The organism is Stenotrophomonas sp. Bg11-02 (assembly GCF_002836635.1).
Classification (GTDB): Bacteria; Pseudomonadota; Gammaproteobacteria; order Xanthomonadales; family Xanthomonadaceae; genus Stenotrophomonas; species Stenotrophomonas lacuserhaii.
In genome coordinates this window covers 90,852-114,315 of sequence record NZ_PJAY01000049.1, presented here as the reverse complement: position 1 = coordinate 114,315, position 23,464 = coordinate 90,852, and the positions used below count along the sequence as shown (strand labels likewise).

Genomic DNA, 23,464 nt, shown 5'->3' with positions numbered 1-23,464 from the left:
CAAACCATCGGCCGCCTCACCCTGCCTCGCGCATCCATTCCTCTGCGTCCTTGCCGGCCGGCGTCCGCAGCGGCGTGCCCGGGTCGGTCACCGCACGCCACACTGCCTCGGCTACGTCCTGCGCCTCGGTGACCGGCCCACTGGTATCGCGGAAACCTGCCAGGATGCCCTGCACCATCGGTCCGTAGTCCGGGTGTTCCAATCCGCCAAGATGCACGCCCGCATTCGCACCGAAGCGCGTGGTCGGCGAGCGCCCCGGCAACACCAGCCGCACCCGCACGCCGAAGGGTTCCACTTCGATCGCCAGTGATTGGGTGAAGGCATTCACCGCGGCCTTGCTGGCCGAGTACACGCCCACCAACGGCAGCGCCTTCAGGGTCACCGAGGAGGTCACGTTGACGATCACCCCGGCACCGCGCTCGCGCAGCTGCGGCAGCACCGACTGGGTCATCGCCAGCGTGCCCAGGGTGTTGGTTTCAAACAGCGCGCGTGCGGTGTCCATCGGCGTCAGCTCCACCGGCACAGGCGCACCGAAGCCGGCGTTGTTCACCAGCGCGTCGAGTGGCCCGGCCTGCTCAATGGCGCGTGCGATGCTGTCAGCATCGGTGATATCCAGTGCCAGCACACGGAGGCGATCGGAAGCAGGCAGCAGCTCGGCGTCGGGGGTGCGCATGGTGGCCACCACATCCCACCCGCGTGCCAGGAACAGACGGGCGGTTTCCAACCCGAAGCCGGAGGAACAGCCGGTAATCATCACAGTCGACATCAGCAAACCTCTACGTGGGAACAGGTGTCCATGGTCGGTCCCGTCCGCAGGACGCGCTACACTCCAGCGTCCATATAACCTCTCTGATCGTCCTGCCATGTCCGATCCCCTGTCCGAGGTCGTCGCCCTGTTGCAGCCGACTGCGCGCTACTCCAAGCGGGTGGAGGGGGCGGGTGAATGGTGCATTCGACGCGACATTCCGGGTGAACCGTTCTACGCCGCCGTGCTGGAAGGTGGCTGCCAGCTGATGATCGACGGAGGCGCGCCCATCAGGCTGCAGGCCGGCGACTTCGTGCTGATACCGGCCGTGCACGCGCTGGTGACCGCCAGCCTGGATGCGGCGCCGGACCTGCCCGCTACGCTGCCCACGCAGCTCGGCGAGGACCATTTCCGCATCGGCCGCCAGCACGGACCGGTGGACCTGCGCATGCAGGTCGGCCACTGCCAGTTCGGGTCGCCGGATGCCGCGCTGCTGGTGGCGCTGCTGCCCGCCCTGGTGCACGTGCGTGGGGAAGCACGGCTGACCGCGTTGGTGCGGATGGTCGGGGACGAAGCGCGCTCGCGGCGGCCGGCGCGGGAAGTGGTGCTGGAGCGCCTGCTGGACGTGCTGCTGATCGAGGCATTGCGCAGCCGGGGGACGCCTGCCGAAGGCACCGGCCTTGTGAGAGGGTTGGCCGATGAGCGCCTGGCCGTCGCACTGCGTGCGATGCATGCGCGGCCACAACACGGATGGAGAGTGGCGGAACTCGCCGACCAGGCCGCGCTATCGCGCTCGGCGTTCTCGGCGCGGTTCACCAAGGTGGTCGGCGTGGCCCCGATGGAGTATCTGCTGACTTGGCGCATGGCACTGGCCAAGCGCCTGCTGCGCACCCGCGAACTCAGTCTGGAACAGGTGGCCGAACGCGTGGGCTATTCGGGCGCGGTGACCTTCAGCGTGGCTTTCGCGCGGCAGATGGGAATGTCGCCGACGCGGTATGCGCGTGTTGGGGAGCCGGTGTAAGGTTTGGCACCAGCCACCACATCGGCCACGAGAGCCATGACGCAATGACTAGCGTACTCAGCTACGGTGGCACAGGGAATAATTCGTTGTTTGGCGCCGATGGCCGTCCGGCCTCGCGCGGATCGTACGACATGTTCTCTACGCGGCAAGGGAACGTCGAGACGATCCGCTTCATCGGCTTGGCAGGTAATGCGGTTTACTTCATTGGCAGTGGTGAGTCTGCGTTCTCGGGCGTGTCGGTACGCGTTCAGTAAATTAATTGCCGGCTGCGTTGTGCAGCCAGGCCTTCCTCTGGAGTACGTTGGATGAAAACGGCTTGGAACGTGCTGGCGGCGTTGTCATTGCTCTGCGCTGCGCTCTCAGCGTGGCTGCTTTTCACTTCTTCAGCGGGGCCAAGAATGTATGCGGGCATGCAGCTCCTCATTGCGGGATTGCTGGCGTCCGTGATCTGTACAATTTTGTCGGTTGCGCTTGCCGAAAATAGGCGGCGGTTGGTAAGTGCGGCGTTGCTCGCCTGTTATGGCGGGGCAGTGCTGACACTATTCATATCAATGGGAAACGTTAGTTGAGTGCGGCCTTTCGACGCGATCACGGTCGATTATCGCGGGCCACTGGCGCTTAGAGATCGTCTGAGCAGATCAGCCGCAACCTCCGAGCTGGAGCCGGAAATACAGCAAGCCATCGAATGGGCCCTGCCGCAAGCCGTTGCGGCGTGCAGATCGGTTGTGCAGCGCTTCGGCCCGGACGGGTCCGGAAACGGCAGCGCTTGATCGGTTACCAACCTGCCTTCGTGTAGAGTGCCCTGAATCTGATCTCCGCATGCAAGGAAGCCGCCATGACCAGCTCGCGCTCATTCCGCCCTGCCCTGCTCGCCGGCCTACTGCTGGCACCACTCGTGGCGCTCGCCCAGCCGGTGCAGACCCCTGCCGCCGTACGGCAATACCAGGCCATGAAGACGCTCAAGGCGATGGCCGCTTCTACCAAGAAACCCGCAGTAAGCGAAATCGCGTCCCAAGTACGCAGCGCCAACAATCCTGATGTGCTGGTTGGCATGGACGCCATGACGCCCACCCAAGCACTGCGGATCTGTGGCTTCGCCGAACACGCCGTGCTGGTCTCCTCGGACATGATAGGTGAAAGCGCCAACCGGACCCTGCTGCAGCAGATGGCGCCGGCGTGGAGTGACGCAAAAGTGTTCGCGTTGCAGTGCAACGCCAGGCACGTATCGCTGCGCGGAACGACCATGGCAAGACAGCCAGATGCAAAGCCGACCGATGACTATCTGCTGCCCCTGCGCATGCATGCCGAGCTGCTGGTTGGCTACTATGCACGTGTGAGCGTCACCGTAGCCTCGCCCGACACACCGCTGCTGCAGCGCCAGGCCATCCTGCGCGAGGCATTGCCGGCGGCCGACATGGCCGTTCGCTCGCTATCGCTGCATTCACGTGCGCAACATCAGCAAAAAGTGCAGCAGCAGGTCAATCAAGTAGCGAATGCAGATGAATCGCTCGTTGCACCCCTGCTTGCTGTATTCAACACCACCGAATGCAACGATGCATGCAAGCTGCTCAACACGCAGCCTGCTACGTTGTGATGGCTTGATCGGCTGCCTACCGGATCGTCGACACGTGCACGTCTGAGCATGCGTTCGGCGTGACGCCCCTGCCTGCCTGCGGTGACGTAGATGTCCACTGAGCGCTGTGCTTTTGAAGATCGGCCCATGTACGTGGATGCCTGCGGCTGTTGGTATGTAGATGCTGGCGACGTAGAAGCGTCAGTCGGGATTGGCATCCTGTTCGGCAAGTTCAATTTTGGCTCTGTTTTGCCCTCTGGGCACGGCGGAGAATGCACTGCATCGCGTGCCGGTTTCATGGTGGGCGATGTGAGGGGATCCCTGATCCGCCGGCCATTTTTTGAACTTGCCCCGGTATGCCAACCCGCATCGCCCGCCACCTCGCGCGTCCGCGCAGGTGGCCACACGCCTTGGGAAGGATGACCGATGGAATCGCAGAATCCGCTTAGTGCCAAACGCTTGCACGCCTTGATCGGCGACGAGATCCACGAGTTTCCGCCTTAGTTCATGGAGCGGCTGGAAAGGAAGCTGGAGGAGTTCGAACACTCCCGCGAAAATCCGGCGGGCGTGGTGCATCTGCAGCTGGTGCCTGACTTACCCAGAGACGCACGTGTGTTCGACCTGGACAGCTACGCCGACCGCCACAGCAAGGTAGCCGTGCCGCGCGCCACGCTGCAGGGCATAAGCGCGATCCTTGAAATCCTGCATTCGGTGCAAGTGGGCAGGCAGGACGGCGGCACGCATGCCGTGCTGAGCGATCACCTGGTGGAGGGCCTGATCACCGCCGGCCGCGCCTTGGTGAACTCATCCATCGAATCCATGCGGAGTGCAACATGAGTGATATCGAATTCAAGATCCCGCCGATCAACAGCGCCGCCGCCCGCGACGCTGAGCGCGCGGAGTACCTGGACGTCCGGATGCGGATGGAGGGATGTGACGAACCGAGCATCGGGCGCGCCCTGCTGCTGGTTGCAGAACTGCACGGCATGTCACGCATCGCGCAGGCGTGCGGCGTGAGCGTGGTAACCCTGCGCCGCCAGTTGAACGGCACCCGCCCGCTATACCTGGAAACCGTGCTCGGTGTAATGCGCGCAATGAACCTGCAGCTACGGGTGGAAGACCGTGTTACCGCTGATTGATCTCATTGGCAGTGGGGTGCATCGAGTGGGTGATGACCGCCCTCGGTGGGTGACGACTGTCCTTGGTGGGTGACGACCGTCCCTGGTGGGTGACGACCGTTGGTCGTCACGCCCCTGCCCGGCCGACCTACCGACAACACGCCTCGGGTCAAGCTCACCGAGGCGATGCGCTTGCGCTGATCGTCCCGGGGTCTGACTCACCCTTCTTGTAGTCGTAGGCAGTGAGTTGCCAGAAGGCTGCGGCGTCCTCGCCCGTGACCCATGTGTAGCTCCAGGACTCCCTGCCTCCCGTAGCATTCGTCTGCGCGATGCCGATGGCGGGCGCCGCACGGACGGCGCTTCGCAGTTTCAGGCGTGGCTGAAACGTCCGTTCACTACGTCCAGCAGATGGTCCACCGCGCCGGGTCGGCGGTTGCCCTGCACGAAACCGGACCAGTCCGCGCGGGCGATGGAGCCCAGCACGATGCTGTCCACTTCGAACTTCTTCAGCGGCCAATGGCGGAACAGGCGCTTGCCGGTCACGCCCTTGGCGATCTCGGCAATGCCGGTGTGCAGGCCAGCTTGGCGCACGCGCCCGTAAGCCTGTGCCACGCCCTCGCCGGGGCCTTCCAGATACTGAAGGAACCGGCCGCCGTCAAACAGCAGCACGCCACTGACATCGGCAGCACGGTTGAACGCTGCGGCATCGGCAACGAGCGCCTGAAGGTCCTGCGGGTCGATGCGCTTGCTGACCCGGCTTGTGTACACCACAGCTTCCAAGGACATGAAACCTCCTTGCGCTTCTGCGCGAACTAAGCAAGGAGAAACCTTAACAGCTGAATGCGTTCATAGTTTGGACGGAAGCTGAATAGGGGGCCGGGTTCCTCGGATAGGTGCAGAATCGGGGTTTCCGACCGGGCTGGGCGCATGAAGACGCCACAAGTACCTGCCACCCATATGGAGCCGGCTGCGGATGGCACGTCGCCTGAGCTTTTCGCTGCTTTGCGCGACTTGTTCCTTGCCTATCGAAGCGAGCTTTCGGTTGTGCACGATGAGAATGGGCGTTTCTACGCAAACTGTAGAAAGCTTGATGCGAAGGGCAAGGTTCAGTTCTTCGGGGCGATTAAGGTATCGGGCCGCAAGCATTCGTTTCACTTCATGCCGGTGTATGACTTTCCCGAACTGCTTTGCGACCTCGGTCCAGCCTTGAAAAAGCAAATGCAGGGAAAGTCGTGCTTCAATTTCACTTCTTCGGATCCGGCTGTGCTGGAAGAACTGCAACGCCTTGTCCAACAGGGCGCTTCCCGCTACAAAGCAGTCGGTAAGCTTTGAGGTCGCCGTGCACATGATTGCTTCGGTCACGTCCGCGCAGCACGGTTCACTGCTACTTGATCTTCAGCTCCGGCAGAAGAGGATCAACATCAACCAGCTCCAGAGACTTGACCATGTGCAGCGTCCCGTTCTTGTACTTGAGGAAATGGGGACTCTTCACGTGCTGTTCGTATGCCTGCCGGCTCGCATATATTTCAAGAATCGTCAGTCTGGTCGGGTCCTTCTTGTCGAAGACGGCGTACAACGACAGCACGCCTGGCTCGAGCTCCATCGAGGCGCGAACCTCTTCAGCCAGGGCGTCTCGATAGGCGGGCAAATGGTCCGCGTTTACGGTGATCTTTGACAGCCTTGTCATCTGCAACTCCTCAGCTCCAACACTGAAGGAACATGCAGCCATTCCGATCAAGGTTCCGATGAGTTTTATTTTCAATCAAGCCTCCGATGTGCGCGCGCCAGTCGGCGCAGAGTTTTCCGGCACCTCATTCCTGCCGGGCTTCGAGCTGGCGTTGAATACCGACCCGAACACGCTCCGCTGCTTCCAAATCGAAGCGCGCTTCTAGAACATCGGCCAGCCTGGACAGCTGCTCAGGGCGCACGCCTATGTTCATGCTGATAGCTATGTGGGACTGCAACTGAGTTTCCACCCCGGACATGGCAGCCAGCATGCTGACCGTGGCCAGCTCGCGGCTCTGCCAATCAAGGTTGTCGCGCTCGAAGATGTCGCCGAAGAGATGCGTACGCAGATACTCATTTGCCTGCGGTGCGAAATCGAACAATGGCCCTGAGACCGGACCACCAACTAACTGGGTCTGGTTCGCGGTGCCTGCAGCGAGCAACGCGTCGCCCTTGGGAATCGGCTTGCCGGGCTCGCGCCCGGCTTCATCCTGGATGCCCCTCTGCCTGCGCGCCTCCGCCACCTTCATCAGTTCGCTCAATGCGTTCAGGCTCCGTGGAAAGCCCGCATAGGCGTAAACCTGCACGAGGATCTCTCTTGCTTCGGCCAGACTCAGTCCCGCGTCCAAGCCTTGATTCAGCGCGCCCCGAAGGCTATCCATGTTGCCAGCCGCTGCTGAGGCGCTTATCGGAATAATGGCCTGCTGGCGGGTGTCCAGTTCGGTGGTAGAACCCCCGTATGATTTGACGTTCATAGCTGCTCCTTCATATGCGAAAGCCATCTGTCCCGGACCGGAGGCAAGCATCGCCGCACCCAACAGGCAGGCGAGACGACTGGACCGCCATTTCCAATCAATCGCCTTGGTACTGGGCATCGGTCACCTTCTCCAACCAGTTCACGTTCTGACCCTCGCGCACGCCGGTTACGGCAAGGTGCGTCATAGCGGTACCGGGGGCAGCTCCATGCCAGTGCTTCACCCTTGGCGGGCACCACACTACATCCCCGGGACGAACGACCTGAAGGGGCTTACCCCACTCCTGTACGCGCCCAACGCCAGAGGTGACCACCAGACGCTGGCCCGCGGGATGGGTGTGCCACGCTGATCGCGCACCCGGCTCAAACGTCACCAGCCCGCCGGAGGCGGTGATACCGGCGTCCTCGGGCCAGAGCGGGTCGATGCGAACTCTGCCAGTGAAGTACTCCGCAGGACCATTCATCGAAGCCTGATTCCCGGCAGCGGTGATCTGCTGTTCGGGCGCCGCAGCTTGGGCTCCATGGGGAAGGCCAAGCAGCGCCCAGACAAAGAGGGCCATGAGCCCGCGAAACGCGGATCGAACCACCATGTCAGGCGCCTCCCTCGGAGCGGGCCGGTGCGTCAGCTGCGGGAGGTCCGGCCAGGTATTGCGCTTCGGTCACATGCTCCAGCCAGTCAACGTTCTTGCCATCCAACGCCTCCTGGACTGCGATATGCGTCATGGCGGTGGTGGGCGATGCACCGTGCCAGTGTTTGTGACCCGGCCGGCACCAGATCACGTCACCCGCGCGGATCTCCACGATCGGGCCGCCTTCGCACTGTGTCCAACCGAAGCCGGCAGTAACGATAAGCGTCTGCCCCAACGGATGGGTGTGCCACGCAGTGCGCGCACCCGGCTCGAAGGTGACCGCGGCGCAGGATACCCTCGATGGCGCAGGCGCAGCATTGAGGGGGTCGATGCGGACGGTGCCGGTAAACCATTCCGCCGACCCCTTGATGGATGCTTGCGTACCAACGCGTTTGATTTCCATGTAGCTCACCTCGTTGTGGTGTGTAGAGGGTTTGCAGCCAACCGCTGGTCGGACTCGATGCGCGCCTCAAGGGGGCCTTCCGTGCGAAGGGTCTGCAGTCCTCCTTCGATGCGACCCAGTCGGATCAGACCCTTCGAGTATCCAAAGGGCTTGTGGAAAATGGCCAGGTTTCCCCACGGCGCATAGAAGGCGATATCGCCTGCCACTGGCGTGATTCCCTCCGGCTCGCCCGCCACGCTGAGACGGCGGGGAAGCTGCGCGATCTTTTCAGTCGCGGCGTAGTCCTCAAGCTGCAGCGTCAGGGGCAACTGGGCCGCGAATTCGCGTCCGGGGATACTGTCTTCCAGGGTGGCCGACAGCGTCTGATCATTGATGATCAGTCGAATCTTCATGGAATGGACCTCCGGATTGGACCGTACTTTCATGGGCACGATGGGGGGATGTTTGTGCTCGGCAGAGCATGCCGACACCGCTCCGAATGCAAGAGAAAGGCACAGCAGGGGCTCTGCGGTCGACGACAGGCGCCCCATCAGCCCCGGGCCTCCGCGGCGACCGCCGGCCCGGACGGGGCCGCGGCGCCGGCCGCCGTGACATAGGCGAGCAGTGCGGCAATCAGCAGCAGGCCCGCACTGGCCAGGAACGTACTGGCAAAGCCGACGCTGTCTAACAGCAGTCCGCCGACGGTCGAGCCGAGTGCGATGGAGCACTGCACCACCGCCACCATCAGCCCGCCGCCGGCCTCGGCGTTGTCAGTGAACGTGCGGGCCAGCCAACTCCACCAGCCCACTGGCGCTGCCGTTGCCAGCAGGCCCCATGCCGAGAGCAGCGCGGCGGTCGGCCAAAGGTGGGGCCCCAATGCAACCAAGGCCACGGCAATGAGCGCCATCAAGGCTGGAATGATCACAAGCGTTCGGTAAAGCCCACGCCTGATGAACGCGCCAATGACGAGCGTGCCCACGAAGCCGCTTACGCCGATGGCCAGCAGCACCAGTGGTACAGCGGACGTTCCCGCACTGGTCACCCGTTCCAGGAACGGCCGCACGTAGGTGAACAATGCAAATTGCCCCATGAAGAAGGCACCGCAGGCAAGCATGCCAATTGCCACCAAACGCCGCCGGAACAGCGCGACCAGCCCGCCTTGCGACTGCCCGCTCTCTGCGGGCATGGAGGGCAGACAAAGCCACTGCCATGCGAGGGCTATGGCAGCCACCGGCAAAAGGCACAGGAAAGCACCGCGCCAGCCGATCATGCCGCCCAGGTAGCTGCCTAATGGCGCCGCAACTACCGTTGCAAGCGCGTTGCCGCTGTTGAATATCGCCAAGGCTCGCGGGACTTTTGCAGCAGGCACCAGCCGCATGGCCGTTGCGGCAGACAGTGACCAGAACCCACCGATCACCACGCCAATCAGCGCGCGCCCTGTCATGTAGACCGGATAGTTGGGAGCCAAGGCCACCACCACACCCGACACCGCCATCAACGCGGTGAGGATCAGCAGCAACGTTCGTCGGTTCATGTTGCCTGCCAACCGGGAGATTGACAGGCTGGTCAGCACCGCAAAGGCACCTGATATGGCAATGCCGTACCCGGCAAGACCTTCGGTCACGCCCAGGTCTTCCGCCAGGGGAGTAAGCAGGCTCACCGGCATGAATTCAGACGCGATCAACGCGAAGACGCACAGCGTCATCGCGAGCACGCCGCCCCAATTGGCGCGACCTGGAGTTGCGTCGTTGCGGCTCATTTCGAGGCAAGACCGCGCTGGAAAAACGTCGTCAGTTTTTCCAGGGGAATCAGGTTGGTACGGTCATACAGGTCCACGTGCCCCGCACCTTTCACCCAGTAGAGCTCCTTCGGCTGGCCCGCCCTTTGGTAGGCGTCTTCGCTGAACTCGCGGGAATGCGCGGCGTCGCCAGAGACGAACAGCATCGGCCGGGGCGAGATGGTCTCGATGTCATTGAAGGGATAGAAGTTCATGAATTTGACCAGGCTGCTGAAGAGCGGCTGGGTCGTCAGCTCCGCCGTATCGCCCTTGGGCGTGTAGGCGCCGCGAAGGGTGCGGTAGAAGTCGAAGAACTCGCGTTGGATGGCAGGGGTGTCAGCATCGAGTTTGTTCACTGTGCCTGGCACGTACACAGCCGCCCCGCCCTTGAACTCGGCCAGGCGCTGGTCGGTTGCAGACTGGATCACCGTCTTGCGCTGTTCCAGCGATTGCCCGTTGTTCAGCCCCTGCCGTGCCGCCGCCCCCATGTCGTACATGCTTACTGTGGCAATGGCCTTGATGCGCGGGTCGATCTTGGCCGCGCTGATCACAAAGCTGCCGCTACCGCAGATACCCAGGCCGCCGATCCGATCCGGGTCCACGAAGGATTGCGTGCTCAGGAAGTCCACGGCCGCACTGATGTCGTCCGAATAGATTTCCGGAGCAACCAGGTGCCGCGGAGCACCGCCGCTTTCTCCCCAGAAGGAAAGATCGATCGCCAGCGTAACGAAGCCCTGCTCGGCCAGCTTCTGCGCGTAGAGTTGCGAGCTCTGTTCCTTCACCGCGCCCATCGGGTGGCCGACCACCACGGCGGGGGCGCGGCTGCCGCGAGGCAGGCCCTGAGGGCGGTACAACGTGCCTACCACTTCCATCTGGTACTGGTTGCGGAAACTGACGCGCTCACCAGTGACCGTGGGGCTACGGTAGAAGTTGTCCGCCCCGGCGGGACGGGTTGACACCGGCGCGACAGCGGCCAACGCGGAAAGCGGGAGGAGGTGGCTGGCAAGCAGCGCCAGCAGCAACGTGGTGGGTTTCATGCGCGTGCGGCCTCGGTGGGGACTCAGGTCGCCAAGATAGGCCCCGGCCGCTACTGCGATAAGCCGGCTTAAAGTTGATGCATTGATGAGTTGAGCTCACAATTGCCTCATGAGCACCGTGAAGACCAATGACCTCCAAGCCTTTTTGGTGGTGGCACAGGAGCAGAGCTTCACCAAAGCGGCGGTTCGCCTCGGGGTGACGCCCTCTGCGCTCAGCCATTCGATGCGGTTGCTGGAAGAGCGCCTGGGCATCCGCCTGCTGGCGCGGACCACCCGCAACGTCTCCCCTACCGAGGCGGGTGAGCGCCTGATGCGCTCCATCGCACCGCACTTCGAGGCCATCGGTGCCAGCGTGGAGGCACTGGGAGACCTGCGGGACCGTCCGGCTGGAACCCTGCGGATCTCCTGCACGGACGATTCCATGGAGACCATCATCCGCCCGCGGCTTGCCGGATTCCTGGCCGAGTACCCGGATATAACGCTTGAGTTCTACTTGGATTACGGCTTTACCAATGTGGTGGAGCAGCGCTTCGACGCCGGCATCCGGCTGGGCGAGGCGCTCAGCAAGGACATGATCGCGGTCAGGGTTGGCCCCGATTGGCGCTTGGTCGTGGTGGGATCGCCCGATTACTTCGAGAAGCATCCCAAGCCCAGGAAGCCGGCCGACATCACCCGACACCGCTGCGTGCACATCCGGCATCGCCCAAACGGCGCCATTTATGCCTGGGAGTTCGAAGAAAAGGGCAAGGAATTCACCGTACGTGGCGACGGACCGTTGGTCTTCAACAGCATGACCCACGTAATCAATGCCGCATTGGATGGACTGGGCTTGGCCTATGCGCCGGAACCGATGGTAGCCGAGCACATTGCACAGGGCAGGTTGGTGGCTGTGCTGGACAAGTGGTGCGTCCCCTTCCCCGGCTACCACCTTTACTACCCTAACCGCCGGCAGCCGTCGCCCGCGTTCACGGCACTGGTAGCTTGGCTGAAGCTGGATGTGTGATGTGCAGGTCGATGCGGGGTGCAGCCTTGGTACCCTCCTGCGGGCGCGCAACATCGCCAATGACGTCGACGAAAACGATGTCAATCATCAAGCAGAGTCCGGGGATGGCGAATAACGCAAAAAAGCCCCCGTTTCCGGAGGCTTTTTCAACTTGATCATGGTGGGCGGTACAAGGTTCGAACTTGTGACCCTTGCCGTGTGAAGGCAATGCTCTACCGCTGAGCTAACCGCCCGATGCTGCTGAGCCGCTCATTATAGGGGCTTTCCCGAGAGCGTCAATACTTTTCAGATCACTTCTTCACATCGTCTGGGTCGGCTTTTCCGACGTGGTCAGGCCGGCCAGCAGCGTCTCGATCTTGTGCCGAACCGCCTCGCCTTCCTGCCCATCCGCCAGCTGCACGCCGATGCCCGAAGGCCGGTTGCCCTGCGCGCCGGCCGGGGTCACCCAGATCACCTTGCCGGCAACCGGCAGCCGTTCGCTGGAATCGGGCAGGGTCAGCAGCAGGAACACCTCGTCGCCGAGGAAATAGCGCTTCGGCGTGGGCACGAACACCCCGCCATTCTTCACGAACGGCATGTAGGCGCCGTAAAGCGCGGCCTTGTCCTTTACGGCAAGGGACAGGATGCCCTGTCGGGCGTTGGTGGCGCTCATCGATTACCCCTTGGGTGCTGCCGTTCGTTGACCTTGTTCCAGGCCAGCAACAGTTCTACCACGGCCAGGTCCGCGCGCACGGTGGTGCGCAGCAGGTCGCGGGTCCGGTTGGCAGCGTCGAACCAGGCTGCCAGCTTGTTCAAACGTTCCGGCGCGGTCAAGCCATCGCTGCTGGCCATCGCCAGCGCCAGGTCGGCGGCAAAGCGCAGCCGCAGCGCGGCGTCTTCGTCGCCGGTCCATTTCTGTGCCAGCGCCACGGCGCCAGTGCGTCCGGCAGCCAGCGATTCCAGGTCCTTGGTGACCTCGCGGCGCAGCTCCAGGCCTTCTTCGCGCAGCCAGGAATCGGCCAGTCCGGGATGGCCGCGCGCGGCGTCCAGCGCCTCGATTGCATCGTCCTCACGGTGGCCCTGCTGCTGCAGCCACGCCAGTGCTTCTTCGCGTGGCGGCAGCCTGAATTCCAGCCGCTGGCAGCGGCTGCGCACGGTCTGCGGCAAGCGCGCCGGGTCGCTGCTCACCAGCCACAGGTAGCGGCCGGGCTGCGGTTCTTCCAGCGTCTTCAGCAGCGCATTGCAGGCCGCGCGGTTGATCGCATCGGCCGGGTCCACGATCACCACCTGGGCGATGCCGTACTGCGGAGTCAGCGAGAGCTTCTGGCCGATCTCGCGCACCTGCTCGATGACGATCTCCGTGCGCAGCTTGTCGCCGCTCTTGTTCGGGATGAAGCTGATGATCTGCAGGTCCGGATGCGTGCCGGCCGCTATCAGCTGGCGCGCGCGGTCGGCCTGCGGGCCACCGCCCTGGGTGAGCACGTGTTCGGCCAGTGCATCGGCCACGGCACGCTGGCCCAGCCCGGCCGGTCCGCAGATCAGCAGGCCATGGCCCAGCCGGCCCGCATCCAGCGCGGCAATCATCTGGTCATAGGCGCGCTGCTGCCACGGTGAAAATGCCGCCTTTCCGGTCGCGCTCATGCGCCCTCCCCGTTCTGCAGGAACTGCTCCACGCGGGCCACTACATCAGCCGCTACGCGCTGTTGCACCTGGCTGGCATCGACCAGTGCGAAGCGCTGCGGATCCTGCTGTGCACGTTCGCGGAATACTGCGCGCACGCGCTGGAAAAAATCATCCTGTTCGCTCTCGATGCGGTCTGGCCACAGGTCGCGGCCGTTGGCGCGCGCGCGGCCGGTTTCCACGTCCACGTCCAGCAGCAGGGTCAGGCCCGGCAGCAGGCCGACCACCCGGCGTTCCAGGTCGGCAATCCACGCGACGTCCAGCCCGCGCCCACCGCCCTGGTAGGCGTAACTGGAATCGGTGAAGCGATCGGTCAACACGAAGGCGCCACGGCGCAGTGCCGGCTGGACCACCTGGCGCACGTGTTGGGCGCGTGCGGCGAACACCAGCAGCAGTTCGGCTTCGGCACTCAGCGGTTCGGCGGCGATCGCTTCATCAGGCTTCAGCACCAGCGCGCGGATGCGTTCGGCCAGCGGCGTGCCCCCCGGCTCGCGGGTCAGCACGACCTCGTGGCCATGGGCGCGCAGGCAGGTATGGATGGCATTGATGGCGGTGGTCTTGCCCGCGCCTTCGCCGCCTTCCAGGCTGATCAGGCGCGGGTGGCGTAGCAGCGCGGCACTCATTGCGCTTGGTTCTCCTTGATGCGGTTCTGGCGCAGCTGCTGCAGGTAACGCGCCACGGCGACGTTGTGCTCTGCATAGCTGGCCGAAAAAACGTGTGCGCCACTGCCATCGCCGACGGCGACGAAGTACAGCGCATCGCCGGGTGCGGGCTGCGCGGCGGCGTTCAACGCATCGCGGCTGGGCATGGCAATGGGCGTGGGGGTGAGCCCGGCGCGGGTATAGGTGTTGTACGGCGTATCGGTGGTCAGGTGCACCCGGCGGATGTTGCCGTCGTAGGCCGGGCCGATGCCATAGATCACGGTCGGATCGGTCTGCAGGCGCATGCCCATCTTCAGGCGGCGCACGAACACGCCGGCAATCTGCGGGCGCTCGCTGGCCAGCGCGGTCTCTTTTTCAATGATGGAAGCGAGCGTCAGCAGCTCGTACGGCGAGTTGATCGGCAGGCCGTCGGCGCGCGAATCCCAGGCTTCGGCGAGGGCCTTTTCCATCGCCTCATGGGCGCGCTTGAGCACGTCCACGTCGGTGTCGCCCCGCTGGTAGACGTAAGTCTCCGGCAGGAAGCGGCCCTCAGGATGCTGGCCGCCGAAGCCGAGGCGCTGCATCAGCGCGGCGTCATCCAGTTCGTCGGTGGTGTGTACCAGCGGCTCGGCCCGCTTGAGTGCGGCGCGCACCTGGCGGATGTTCCAGCCTTCGATAAAGGTGACACGGTGCTGCAGCACGCGGCCCTGGCGCATGCGCGTCAGCAGCTCGCGCGGGGTCAGCGTGGCATCCAGCGCGTACTCGCCGACTTTCAGCTTGCCGGCGGCATCCATTTGGCGGGCGAGCAGCTGCCATTGCGCGTCCTGGCCTTCGTCCACGCCGGCTTCGCGCAGCTTGCCGAGCACCGTGTTGAAGCCATCACCGCTGGCGATGACGATGCTCTGCTGGTCGGGACTCAGCGGGCGGTCAGCGAACTGGCCCTGTTGGTAGAAGAACCATGCGCCGGCGCCTACGGCGATTGCACCGAGCAGCACCAGGATGGTCACCACCATCAGACATCCGCGCTTGGCTGCCGCCATGGATTACCTCGAAGAATTATTCAGGTGTGCAGGATACCGCGAACGTGTAGCGCCGAGCCGTGCTCGGCGGGCGCGGGGGTGGGGCGACGGCGACAGCGTGACGACCAACGGTCGTCACCCACCAGGGCAACAGCAGGAGCAGACGGCCAGCGGTCGTCACCCACCAGGACCGGGCAAAGGCAGACGGCCAGCGGCCGTCACTACCGTGGCGCGGGGTCAGCCTTGCTGGCCGAGGGCGCGCATCAGGCCGCGGGCTTTGGCGCGGGTTTCGTCCAGTTCCTTGTCCGGGTCCGAATCGACCACGATGCCGGCGCCGGTGCGGAAACTGACTTCGTTGCCCGCTACTTCGGCGGTGCGGATCAGGATGTTCAGGTCCAGGTCGCCGTCGCGGTTCAGCCAGCCGAAGGCGCCGGTGTAGGCGCCGCGCGGAACCTGTTCCAGTTCGCTGATGATCTGCATGCAGCGCACCTTCGGGCAGCCGGTGATGGTGCCGCCGGGGAACGTCGCGGCGATCACCTGCCCCGGGGTGACGTCATCGCGCAGGGTGCCGCTGACATTGCTCACGATGTGGTGCACGTGGGCATAGCTTTCCACGGTCATCAGTTCGTCCACCACCACGCTGCCGGGCGTGCAGATGCGGCCCAGGTCGTTGCGCTCCAGGTCGATCAGCATCACGTGTTCGGCGCGTTCCTTCGGGTGGCCGACCAGCTCCTGGATGCGCGCGGCATCGTCGTCACCATCGAAGCGCGGCCGGGTGCCGGCAATCGGACGGGTCTGCGCGTGGCCGCCATGCACCGACACCAGCCGTTCCGGTGATGAGCTCACCACGTGGCGGCCGTGGCCGGTGAACAGGCCGGCGAACGGTGCCGGGTTGGCGCGACGCAGCTGGGCATACAGGGCCTGCGGGCTCACCGCATCGGCAAAGTGGGCGCACCAGCGGCGCGACAGGTTCACCTGGAACACATCGCCGGCCAGCAGGTAGTCGATCACCCGCCGCACGCCGTCGGTGAAGCGTGCGGGTGCGTCTTCTTCCATGCGGATCGGTGGCTGCCATCCTTGCCCTGCAGGCGGTACGCCGGCGGCCAGCTGCGCCTGCAGGGTGCTCAGCAGCGCCTGCTGGCCGGCTTCAGCCACCAGGTAGCTGCGCTGCTCCAGGTGGTCATGCAGCACGGCGGCGGGGCAGCGCAACGCCAGCGCGGTGGGCTGGCCATCGGTGCGCGCCATCGGCGGCAGCACGGTCTCGATCTGGCTGGCGACTTCGTAGTCCAGCAGCAGCGCCCAGCCGCCCCGGAAGGGCAGTGCGGGCGCGCGCGCGGGTGGCAGGCGCTCGGCCTGCCAGGCGCTGTCCAGCAGGTCCAGGAAGGCGCCTGCGTGGGCTTGGCCGGTATGGTCGCGGACGATGCCATCGGCATCCAGCCGCAGGAACGCCTCGCCTGCTACCAGCAGCAGGTCCCAGCGGCCCTGTGCGGTGCCGGAAGCAGTCGATTCCATCAGCAGCGGGAAGCGCGCCGGGTCGGCCTGCTGCAGGGCCAGCAGGTCGGCCGGGGTGTCCAGGGGCTGGATCAGGATCGGATCGGGCATGTCGGCGCAGCGCCTGGAAGAGGGGATGTAGGGCGGCGAGCGCCGGGACGGTAGCGCCGAGCCCTGCTCGGCGAGCGCAGCGGCAAACGCGACCGCAACAGCAGCGGCTCCTGCCGCCGCCTTCAGCGCTACCAGGACCATGCGACGGGGGCCGGCCCAGGGTGTCGAGCAAGCTCGACACTACGCGGTAGCGGCCGGGAACGGCCTCAGACGCGCTTGAACACGAGCGTGCCGTTGGTGCCGCCGAAGCCGAAGCCGTTGGACATCACCACGTCCACCTTGGCCTGGCGTGCTTCGTTGGGCACGTAGTCCAGGTCGCAACCTTCGCCCGGCTGGTGCAGGTTGATGGTCGGCGGAATCACGCCGTCCTGCAGCGCCAGCACGGAGAAGATCGCTTCCACGCCACCGGCCGCACCCAGCAGGTGGCCGGTCATCGACTTGGTGGAGCTGACCAGCATCTTGTAGGCGTGGTCGCCGAAGGCGGTCTTCATCGCCATGGTCTCGCCCAGGTCGCCCAGCGGCGTGGACGTGCCATGCGCGTTGAGGTAGCCGATCTGGTCCGGGTTGACACCGGCGTCCTTCATCGCCGCGGCCATGCAGCGCGCAGCACCTTCGCCGCTCTCTGCCGGTGCGGTCATGTGGTACGCATCGGAACTGGCGCCGAAGCCGGCCAGCTCGCAGTAGATCTTCGCGCCGCGCGCCTTGGCGTGCTCGTACTCTTCCAGGATCAGGATGCCGGCACCGTCGCCCAGCACGAAGCCGTCGCGGTCCTTGTCCCACGGGCGCGAGGCCGCGGTCGGGTCATCGTTGCGGGTGGACATCGCCTTCATCGCACAGAAGCCGCCCAGCGCGGTCGGCGAGGAGCCGCGTTCGGCGCCACCGGCGACCATCACGTCGGCATCGCCGTACTGGATCATGCGCATCGCCGTACCGATGGAATGGTTCGACGTGGCGCACGCGGACACCGCCGAGAACGACGGACCCTTCAGCCCGGCGATGATGCTCAGCTGGCCCGGCAGCATGTTGATGATGGTCTTGGGCACGTAGAACGGCGAAATCTTCTTCCCTTCGTGGAAGTCGATGGTCTGTTCTTCGATGCCCAGCAGGCCACCGATGCCGGCGCCGACGATGGCGCCAATGCGCTCGGCATTGCCTTCGTTGATCTCAAGACCCGAATCGGCCAGCGCCATGAAGGACGCGCCCAGGCCGTAGTGGATGAAGGGGTCCATCTTCTTGGCGTCCTTGCCGGACACGCGGTACTTGCCGAACTGTTCGTTGTCGGCGGTGATGTCGAAATCCTTGACCTCACCTGCAATCTTGGTGGTGAAACGGTCCAGGTAGGCGTCGGCAACGTGGGTCAGCGGACCGATGCCCGAACGGCCTTCGGTGATGCCCTGCCAACTGCTGGCCAGGTCATTGCCCAGAGGCGAAACCATGCCCATGCCGGTAACGACGACGCGACGCTTCATTGCTTTCTCCTGACCCGAAAGTAGTGCGGGTATGACACGGGGTGGAACGTAATTGGATCCGCGCCCGTATGCAGCAGCGCAAATACACAGGGCCGCATTCGCGGCCCCATGGGATGCCGTGCGCGGTTACGGCCGAGCCGCCGCCGCGCACCAGCCGCCTTGCATCAGGCCTTGGTGTGCGACTTGATGTAGTCGATCGCCGCCTGGACGGTGGTGATCTTCTCGGCTTCTTCGTCCGGGATTTCGCACTCGAACTCTTCTTCCAGCGCCATCACCAGCTCGACGGTGTCCAGCGAGTCTGCGCCCAGGTCATCGACGAACGATGCGCTGGTGGTGACTTCTTCTTCCTTGACGCCAAGCTGTTCGACGACGATTTTCTTGACGCGTTCTTCGATGGTGCTCATGGGGTATTGCTCCAGATGGAGTAGTGGTTCAAAAAGACGCCATCGCAGACGATGGCCGTGGGATAGTGTAGTGGAAACCGGCGGCGCCTTGCATGCAAGTAAAACGCCATCCAGATCAACCACTTGCGGCGCGCTCCGTGCGCCCCGTGCTTACGGCATGTACATCCCGCCGTTCACATGGAGTGTCTCTCCGGTGATGTAGTTGGCTGCCGGGCTGGCCAGGAAGGCCACCGCATGGGCGATGTCCTCCGGCGAACCCAGGCGTTCCAGGGCGATGTTGTTGACCAGCGCCGCGCGCGCTTCGTCGGGCAACGCCTTGGTCATGTCAGTGTCGATGAAGCCGGGGGCCACCACGTTCACGGTGACCCCGCGCGAGCCGATTTCCTTGGCCAGCGACTTGGAAAAACCGATGATGCCGGCCTTGGCGGCGGCGTAGTTGGCCTGGCCGGCGTTGCCGGTCACGCCCACCACCGAGGCGATGTTGATGATGCGACCCTTGCGCGCCTTCATCATGCCGCGCATGACCGCCTTGCTGGTGCGGAACACGCTGGTCAGGTTGGTGTCGATGATCGACGCCCAGTCCTCGTCCTTCATGCGCATCAGCAGGTTGTCGCGAGTGATGCCGGCGTTGTTGACCAGGATGCTGATCGCGCCGAATTCCTTGGCGATGTCGGCCAGCACGGTATCCAGCGCGGCACCGTCGGTGACGTTCAGCGCGCGGCCGTGGCCACCCTGCGCGGCCAGGCGCTCGCCGATGGCGGCGGCACCGGAATCGGTGGTGGCGGTGCCGATGACCGTGGCGCCCTGGGCGGCCAGCAGGTCGGCGATGGCGGCACCGATACCGCGGCTTGCGCCGGTGACCAGTGCGATTTCACCCTGCAGGGGCTTGCTCATGATGCTGTCCTCGAATGGTGCGGTCGCCCGCGCGCGGCGCCATGCCGGGGGGCACGACGCAGGCGGGCAACGGGAAGGGAGTCAGGCCGACCATGCCTCGCGGGCGGCTTCGACGTCGCCCGGGGTGGCCAGCGAACGGCCGTCGATGGTCTTGTCGATGCGCTTGACCAGGCCGGTCAGCACCTTGCCCGGGCCGCATTCGGCGATACGGGTGATGCCACGCGCGGCCAGCGCCTGCACGCAGCCGGTCCACTGCACCGGCTGGTACAGCTGCTGCACCAGCGCGGCGGCGATGGCGTCCACGCCTTCGTGCACGGTGGCATCGACGTTCTGCACCACCGGCAGCTGCGGCGCCTGCCAGGACAGGCCGGCCATGGTCTCGGCCAGGCGGTTGGCAGCTTCGCGCATCAACGGGGTGTGCGAAGGCACGCTGACGGCCAGCTTCACCGCCTTGCGCACGCCCTTTTCAGCGAGCAGCGCCAGCGCGCGATCCACCGCGGCGGCGTCGCCACCGATGACGATCTGGCCGGGCGAGTTGTAGTTGGCGGGCACCAATACCTGGCTGCCGGCCGCTTCCTTGCACACGTCCAGCACCAGTGCGTCTTCAGCGCCGAGCACGGCGGCCATCGCGCCTACGCCCGCCGGTGCGGCGTCCTGCATGAACTGGCCACGCAGGCGCACCAGGTGCGCACCGTCGTGCAGGCTCAGGGCGCCGGCGGCAACCAGCGCGGAGTACTCGCCCAGGCTGTGGCCGGACAGCAGCGACGGCTGCGCGCCGCCCAGTGCCTTCCAGGTACGCCACACGCCGATGCTGGCAGCCAGCAAGGCCGGCTGGGTGTATTCGGTGCGGTTGAGCATTTCCTCCGGGCCGCCCTGGGACAGTGCCCACAGGTCGACGCCGGCGCCATCGGATGCTTCCGTGAAGGCTTCACGCACCTGCGGGTGCAGCTCGGCCAGCTCGGCCAGCATGCCCACGGACTGTGAGCCCTGGCCGGGGAAAACGAAAGCAAGAGTGGAATCAGTCACGCGGTCATCCGCCTGGTTTGAATCGAAGCAGGCCATGATAAAGGCGATTGCCGCCTGCCGTCTGTACGTGCGCGTATGCAGGGCGGGCGGGGGCGTGACGACCAACGGTCGTCACCCACCACGCACATGGGGCTTTCGGTAGCGCCGAGCCATGCTCGGCGGGGGCCGTCACTACCCTGCGTCAGGTCAGCAGTTCCAGCAGGTCCAGCTGACCATCGGCCAACCAGTCCGCGCACACCACCAGCACCATCAGCACGCCCAGCGTGGTGGCGCCATGCACGATCAGGATGGCATGGGCCAGCGCGCGCGCCGAACGGCCCAGGCCCAGGCTGGCCTTGGCCAAGCGCTGCAACCGCCCGGTTACCGCATGCGCGTGCTCGCGCACCGGCGCCTGCGCACCGTCCATCGCGGCGGCCATCATCGCCTGCAGCTGCTGCGGGCGATCGGCGTAGTACTTCGCCACCCCATAGCCGAACATCAGCCAGTCGCGCGCCTGCGCCTGGTCCAGGTCCATCACTTCCAGCGGGTCTTCTTCGAAATCAATGAAGCCCACGCGCTGCCCGTCCCAGGTCAGGTTACGCGGCAGCGGCTGGCCGAAATACGCGCCGCGCGCATGCGCTGCCGCCATCGCCTGCATGGCGGCGACCACCAGCGCATCGCGGCCGGCATCGTCGGCCTCGCGCAGGCAGGTATTGAAGGAACTGCCGTTGTCGCCCAGTACCAGTGCGGCATGGCCACTGCCCAGCACCGAAGGCACGTTGACGCCCTGCGCCTGCAGTTCGCCCAGCCGACGTGCCTCGGTCTGGCGGGCGGCATCCCCGCCGCGGTGCGGCGGCGGGCGCAGTGCATCCAAGTGGAAACGGCGGGCGACGAAATTGAGCAGGCCCAGCGCAACGGCGCGACTCCCCTCACCGTACTGCTTCAACCACGCCCGCTGCCCCTCAAGGGTAATCGGATCAACCATGGGCATTCTCCATAACGCAGTACGGCCCCAAGGGGCCGTAACGACGTTCTAACGAAATGGACACTCGCGTTATCAGTAACGCAGCAATGCCGAACCCCATGTGAAGCCACCACCGAACGCTTCCAGCAACAACAGCTGGCCGCGCTCTACCCGGCCCGAACGCACCGCGTGGTCCAGCGCCAGCGGGACCGATGCCGACGACGTATTGCCGTGCTTGTCCACCGTCACCACTACCTGGTCCATCGACATCTCCAGACGCTTGGCGGTGGCTTCGATGATGCGCAGGTTGGCCTGGTGCGGGATCAACCAGTCCAGGTCGGCCTTGCTCAGCGCGTTGGCTTCCAGGGTCTCGTCGACCACCGAATCCAGCGCCTTCACCGCGTACTTGAAGACGTCGTTGCCCTTCATCAGGATCGCGCCACGTGCCTGCTCGCCTTCGCCGAAACCGGCCGAGACGCCGACCGGATTCCACAGCAGTTCCTTCTTGCTGCCGTCCGAATGCAGGTGGGTGCTGAGGATGCCGGTCTCTTCGTCGGCCTTCAGCACCACCGCACCGGCACCGTCGCCGAACAGCACGCAGGTAGTGCGGTCATTCCAGTCGACGATGCGGGTGAGGGTTTCCGCCCCGATGACCAGCACATGGCGTGCATCACCGGAACGAATGAATTTATCGGCCACGCCCAGCGCGAACACGAAGCCGGAACAGGCCGCGTTGACGTCGAAGGCAGGGCAACCGGTCGCACCGAGCTTGGCCTGGATCAGGCACGCGGTGGACGGGAAAATCAGATCGGGTGTGGTGGTACCGACCACGATCATGTCCAGCTGGCTGGCATCGATGCCGGCCGCTTCCAGCGCCTTCACCGCAGCGTGGTAGCCGAGGTCGCTGGTGGTTTCTTCTGCGGCGGCGATGTGCCGCTCTTTGATGCCGGTGCGCGAAACAATCCACTCGTCCGACGTCTCGACCATTTTTTCCAGGTCGGCGTTGGTCAGCACTTTCTCCGGCAAATAGCTACCGGTGCCCGCGATCCTCGAGTAGATCCGCTTGCTCATCGACATTCCTGTTGCGCGGGCGGCCGTTGCCGGTGCCCGGAGGGATACGGCAAAGGCCGCTGCCGGCACGGCAGCGGCCTTCACTCACATCAATCTTCTTCGACGGAAGAAGTCTTGGTCTGGATGACCTTCTTGCCGCGGTAGAAACCATCGGCAGTGATGTGGTGACGCAGATGCACTTCGCCCGTGGTCGGGTCGGTCGACAGCTGCTTTGCGCTCAGGGCGTCATGCGCACGGCGCATACCGCGGCGGGACGGGGTGACACGGGATTTCTGCACAGCCATGGGATTGCTCCAAACTCGGTTCGATGTTCTTCGTCGTTTCGTCGCACAGGACGCCAGCGCCCAGCACACTTTTCGCTTTCGCCGCAGCCGCCGACGATACCCGGCTGCATATTCGCTCGGTCAGGCCAGCCCGACCTTACTTTTTCTTCAACGCTGCCAACGCCGCGAACGGGTTGACCTTGTCGGTTTCTTCCTTCGTCGGGGCCCATTCCTGGTCCACCGCCTCGCCATCGGGCGAGAGGGGTACCACCGGGACCGCCAACACAAGTTCGTCTTCGACCAGCTCCAGCGGCACAAGCTGGCCATCTTCAGGCACCAGCAGGGCCTCGAAGTCCTCCGGAAGGGACGATTCCTCGTCTTCCTCGCGGATCAGGCCGATCTTCTGCACCAGCTTCACCGGCAGCAGGAAACGCTGCAGGCTGCGCTGACAGATCAGCGGCAGCTCGGTATCGATGGTCAATTCCACATAGGATACCCGCAGGATGTCGTCGTGCGAGAATTCCAGTGCATACGTGCACTGACCTTCAGCATCGGCAACAAGCCCTTGCAGGCGGGTGAATTGAGCCAGATCGACCTGGCCGTCGAAGCGCCTTCGCGCTGCGACCATCCGCCAAGCATCCAGCGTTTCGGGCACGTTCGCGGACATAAGCCGCTGAATGTTAAGGACCGTCGCGGCCGCTGTCAATTA

At 64.6% G+C, this 23,464-nt stretch carries 29 protein-coding genes and 1 tRNA gene; 6 read left to right on the top strand and 24 right to left on the bottom strand.

The window, feature by feature from the left end; genetic code table 11:
- Window positions 1-16 precede the first annotated feature (16 nt).
- Window positions 17-766: an SDR family oxidoreductase gene (locus CXG43_RS04060; protein ID WP_101098777.1), complete on the bottom strand. Its 750-nt coding sequence runs from the start codon at window positions 764-766 to the stop codon at window positions 17-19.
- Between the two features lie 97 nt (window positions 767-863).
- On the opposite strand from CXG43_RS04060, the gene CXG43_RS04055 reads away from it, so the two are divergent.
- Entirely contained in the window at window positions 864-1,766 is a 903-nt protein-coding gene (locus CXG43_RS04055) for an AraC family transcriptional regulator (RefSeq protein ID WP_101098776.1), read from the top strand.
- Between the two features lie 247 nt (window positions 1,767-2,013).
- Here the strand turns inward: CXG43_RS04055 and CXG43_RS19045 are convergent, their stop codons facing one another.
- Window positions 2,014-2,178, bottom strand: coding sequence for a hypothetical protein (locus CXG43_RS19045; RefSeq protein ID WP_157825185.1), 165 nt, complete (start codon window positions 2,176-2,178; stop codon window positions 2,014-2,016).
- A gap of 423 nt (window positions 2,179-2,601) precedes the next feature.
- Here CXG43_RS19045 and CXG43_RS04050 point away from each other — a divergent pair, with 423 nt between their 5' ends.
- The 3 genes from CXG43_RS04050 to CXG43_RS04040 all read left to right on the top strand — a co-directional run bounded on the left by CXG43_RS04050 (window position 2,602) and on the right by CXG43_RS04040 (window position 4,478).
- Entirely contained in the window at window positions 2,602-3,360 is a 759-nt protein-coding gene (locus CXG43_RS04050) for a hypothetical protein (RefSeq protein WP_101098775.1), read from the top strand.
- A gap of 486 nt (window positions 3,361-3,846) precedes the next feature.
- The gene (locus CXG43_RS04045) at window positions 3,847-4,176 is read left to right on the top strand and encodes a hypothetical protein (RefSeq protein ID WP_101098774.1); all 330 of its coding nucleotides are present in this window, start codon (window positions 3,847-3,849) and stop codon (window positions 4,174-4,176) included.
- A complete protein-coding gene (locus CXG43_RS04040; protein ID WP_101098773.1) occupies window positions 4,173-4,478 on the top strand; it encodes a hypothetical protein in 306 nt (101 codons plus the stop codon). The genes CXG43_RS04045 and CXG43_RS04040 overlap by 4 nt, the downstream gene beginning before the upstream one ends.
- Before the next feature lie 348 nt (window positions 4,479-4,826).
- On the opposite strand, the gene CXG43_RS04035 is transcribed toward CXG43_RS04040, so the two are convergent.
- A complete protein-coding gene (locus CXG43_RS04035; RefSeq protein ID WP_101098772.1) occupies window positions 4,827-5,243 on the bottom strand; it encodes a BLUF domain-containing protein in 417 nt (138 codons plus the stop codon).
- Between the two features lie 141 nt (window positions 5,244-5,384).
- Here CXG43_RS04035 and CXG43_RS04030 point away from each other — a divergent pair, with 141 nt between their 5' ends.
- Window positions 5,385-5,789 (top strand): hypothetical protein, encoded by a 405-nt coding sequence (locus CXG43_RS04030; protein ID WP_157825186.1) that lies wholly within the window; start codon window positions 5,385-5,387, stop codon window positions 5,787-5,789.
- A gap of 52 nt (window positions 5,790-5,841) precedes the next feature.
- Here the strand turns inward: CXG43_RS04030 and CXG43_RS04025 are convergent, their stop codons facing one another.
- The 7 genes from CXG43_RS04025 to CXG43_RS03995 form a co-directional block, all read right to left on the bottom strand.
- Entirely contained in the window at window positions 5,842-6,219 is a 378-nt protein-coding gene (locus CXG43_RS04025; protein ID WP_232767582.1) for an antibiotic biosynthesis monooxygenase family protein, read from the bottom strand.
- 49 nt (window positions 6,220-6,268) lie between these two features.
- Window positions 6,269-6,937, bottom strand: a complete 669-nt coding sequence (locus CXG43_RS04020) for a carboxymuconolactone decarboxylase family protein (RefSeq protein WP_101098769.1) — start codon at window positions 6,935-6,937, stop codon at window positions 6,269-6,271.
- A 97-nt stretch (window positions 6,938-7,034) separates the two neighbouring features.
- Window positions 7,035-7,496, bottom strand: coding sequence for a cupin domain-containing protein (locus tag CXG43_RS04015; protein WP_101098863.1), 462 nt, complete (start codon window positions 7,494-7,496; stop codon window positions 7,035-7,037).
- A gap of 31 nt (window positions 7,497-7,527) precedes the next feature.
- Window positions 7,528-7,968, bottom strand: a complete 441-nt coding sequence (locus CXG43_RS04010) for a cupin domain-containing protein (RefSeq protein ID WP_101098862.1) — start codon at window positions 7,966-7,968, stop codon at window positions 7,528-7,530.
- 5 nt (window positions 7,969-7,973) lie between these two features.
- On the bottom strand, window positions 7,974-8,360 hold the full coding sequence (locus CXG43_RS04005; RefSeq protein ID WP_101098768.1) for a cyclophilin-like fold protein: 387 nt from the start codon (window positions 8,358-8,360) through the stop codon (window positions 7,974-7,976).
- A gap of 137 nt (window positions 8,361-8,497) precedes the next feature.
- Complete coding sequence (locus CXG43_RS04000; protein WP_101098767.1) at window positions 8,498-9,706, bottom strand: MFS transporter; 1,209 nt, start codon at window positions 9,704-9,706, stop codon at window positions 8,498-8,500.
- Window positions 9,703-10,761: an alpha/beta hydrolase gene (locus CXG43_RS03995; protein WP_101098766.1), complete on the bottom strand. Its 1,059-nt coding sequence runs from the start codon at window positions 10,759-10,761 to the stop codon at window positions 9,703-9,705. Before CXG43_RS03995 ends, CXG43_RS04000 begins: the two co-directional genes overlap by 4 nt.
- A gap of 109 nt (window positions 10,762-10,870) precedes the next feature.
- Here CXG43_RS03995 and CXG43_RS03990 point away from each other — a divergent pair, with 109 nt between their 5' ends.
- Window positions 10,871-11,764: a LysR family transcriptional regulator gene (locus CXG43_RS03990; RefSeq protein ID WP_101098765.1), complete on the top strand. Its 894-nt coding sequence runs from the start codon at window positions 10,871-10,873 to the stop codon at window positions 11,762-11,764.
- A gap of 158 nt (window positions 11,765-11,922) precedes the next feature.
- Here CXG43_RS03990 and CXG43_RS03985 read toward each other — a convergent pair.
- The 14 genes from CXG43_RS03985 to CXG43_RS03920 all read right to left on the bottom strand — a co-directional run bounded on the left by CXG43_RS03985 (window position 11,923) and on the right by CXG43_RS03920 (window position 23,422).
- Window positions 11,923-11,997 (bottom strand) — tRNA-Val (locus CXG43_RS03985).
- 65 nt (window positions 11,998-12,062) lie between these two features.
- The gene (locus CXG43_RS03980) at window positions 12,063-12,416 is read right to left on the bottom strand and encodes a PilZ domain-containing protein (RefSeq protein WP_042613390.1); all 354 of its coding nucleotides are present in this window, start codon (window positions 12,414-12,416) and stop codon (window positions 12,063-12,065) included.
- Window positions 12,413-13,384, bottom strand: a complete 972-nt coding sequence (locus CXG43_RS03975) for a DNA polymerase III subunit delta' (RefSeq protein ID WP_101098764.1) — start codon at window positions 13,382-13,384, stop codon at window positions 12,413-12,415. The genes CXG43_RS03980 and CXG43_RS03975 overlap by 4 nt, the downstream gene beginning before the upstream one ends.
- Complete coding sequence (gene tmk, locus CXG43_RS03970; protein WP_101098763.1) at window positions 13,381-14,046, bottom strand: dTMP kinase; 666 nt, start codon at window positions 14,044-14,046, stop codon at window positions 13,381-13,383. The genes CXG43_RS03975 and tmk overlap by 4 nt, the downstream gene beginning before the upstream one ends.
- Window positions 14,043-15,104, bottom strand: coding sequence for an endolytic transglycosylase MltG (gene mltG, locus CXG43_RS03965; RefSeq protein WP_101098762.1), 1,062 nt, complete (start codon window positions 15,102-15,104; stop codon window positions 14,043-14,045). The genes tmk and mltG overlap by 4 nt, the downstream gene beginning before the upstream one ends.
- Window positions 15,105-15,320: 216 nt before the next feature.
- Complete coding sequence (locus CXG43_RS03960; protein WP_101098761.1) at window positions 15,321-16,685, bottom strand: aminodeoxychorismate synthase component I; 1,365 nt, start codon at window positions 16,683-16,685, stop codon at window positions 15,321-15,323.
- A 206-nt stretch (window positions 16,686-16,891) separates the two neighbouring features.
- Window positions 16,892-18,154: a beta-ketoacyl-ACP synthase II gene (gene fabF, locus CXG43_RS03955; RefSeq protein WP_042613385.1), complete on the bottom strand. Its 1,263-nt coding sequence runs from the start codon at window positions 18,152-18,154 to the stop codon at window positions 16,892-16,894.
- A gap of 164 nt (window positions 18,155-18,318) precedes the next feature.
- Window positions 18,319-18,558 (bottom strand): acyl carrier protein, encoded by a 240-nt coding sequence (gene acpP / locus CXG43_RS03950; protein ID WP_057506950.1) that lies wholly within the window; start codon window positions 18,556-18,558, stop codon window positions 18,319-18,321.
- Window positions 18,559-18,708: 150 nt separating this feature from the next.
- On the bottom strand, window positions 18,709-19,452 hold the full coding sequence (gene fabG, locus CXG43_RS03945; RefSeq protein ID WP_101098760.1) for a 3-oxoacyl-ACP reductase FabG: 744 nt from the start codon (window positions 19,450-19,452) through the stop codon (window positions 18,709-18,711).
- An 81-nt stretch (window positions 19,453-19,533) separates the two neighbouring features.
- Window positions 19,534-20,478, bottom strand: a complete 945-nt coding sequence (gene fabD, locus CXG43_RS03940) for an ACP S-malonyltransferase (RefSeq protein WP_042613470.1) — start codon at window positions 20,476-20,478, stop codon at window positions 19,534-19,536.
- A 181-nt stretch (window positions 20,479-20,659) separates the two neighbouring features.
- Complete coding sequence (locus tag CXG43_RS03935) at window positions 20,660-21,442, bottom strand: serine/threonine protein phosphatase (protein ID WP_101098759.1); 783 nt, start codon at window positions 21,440-21,442, stop codon at window positions 20,660-20,662.
- Between the two features lie 72 nt (window positions 21,443-21,514).
- Window positions 21,515-22,492 carry a beta-ketoacyl-ACP synthase III gene (locus tag CXG43_RS03930; RefSeq protein WP_101098861.1) on the bottom strand — a complete coding sequence of 326 codons (978 nt, stop codon included), beginning with the start codon at window positions 22,490-22,492 and terminating at the stop codon, window positions 21,515-21,517.
- 89 nt (window positions 22,493-22,581) lie between these two features.
- Window positions 22,582-22,776: a 50S ribosomal protein L32 gene (rpmF, locus tag CXG43_RS03925; protein ID WP_042613380.1), complete on the bottom strand. Its 195-nt coding sequence runs from the start codon at window positions 22,774-22,776 to the stop codon at window positions 22,582-22,584.
- Between the two features lie 136 nt (window positions 22,777-22,912).
- Window positions 22,913-23,422, bottom strand: a complete 510-nt coding sequence (locus CXG43_RS03920; protein ID WP_042613379.1) for a YceD family protein — start codon at window positions 23,420-23,422, stop codon at window positions 22,913-22,915.
- Window positions 23,423-23,464 lie beyond the last annotated feature (42 nt).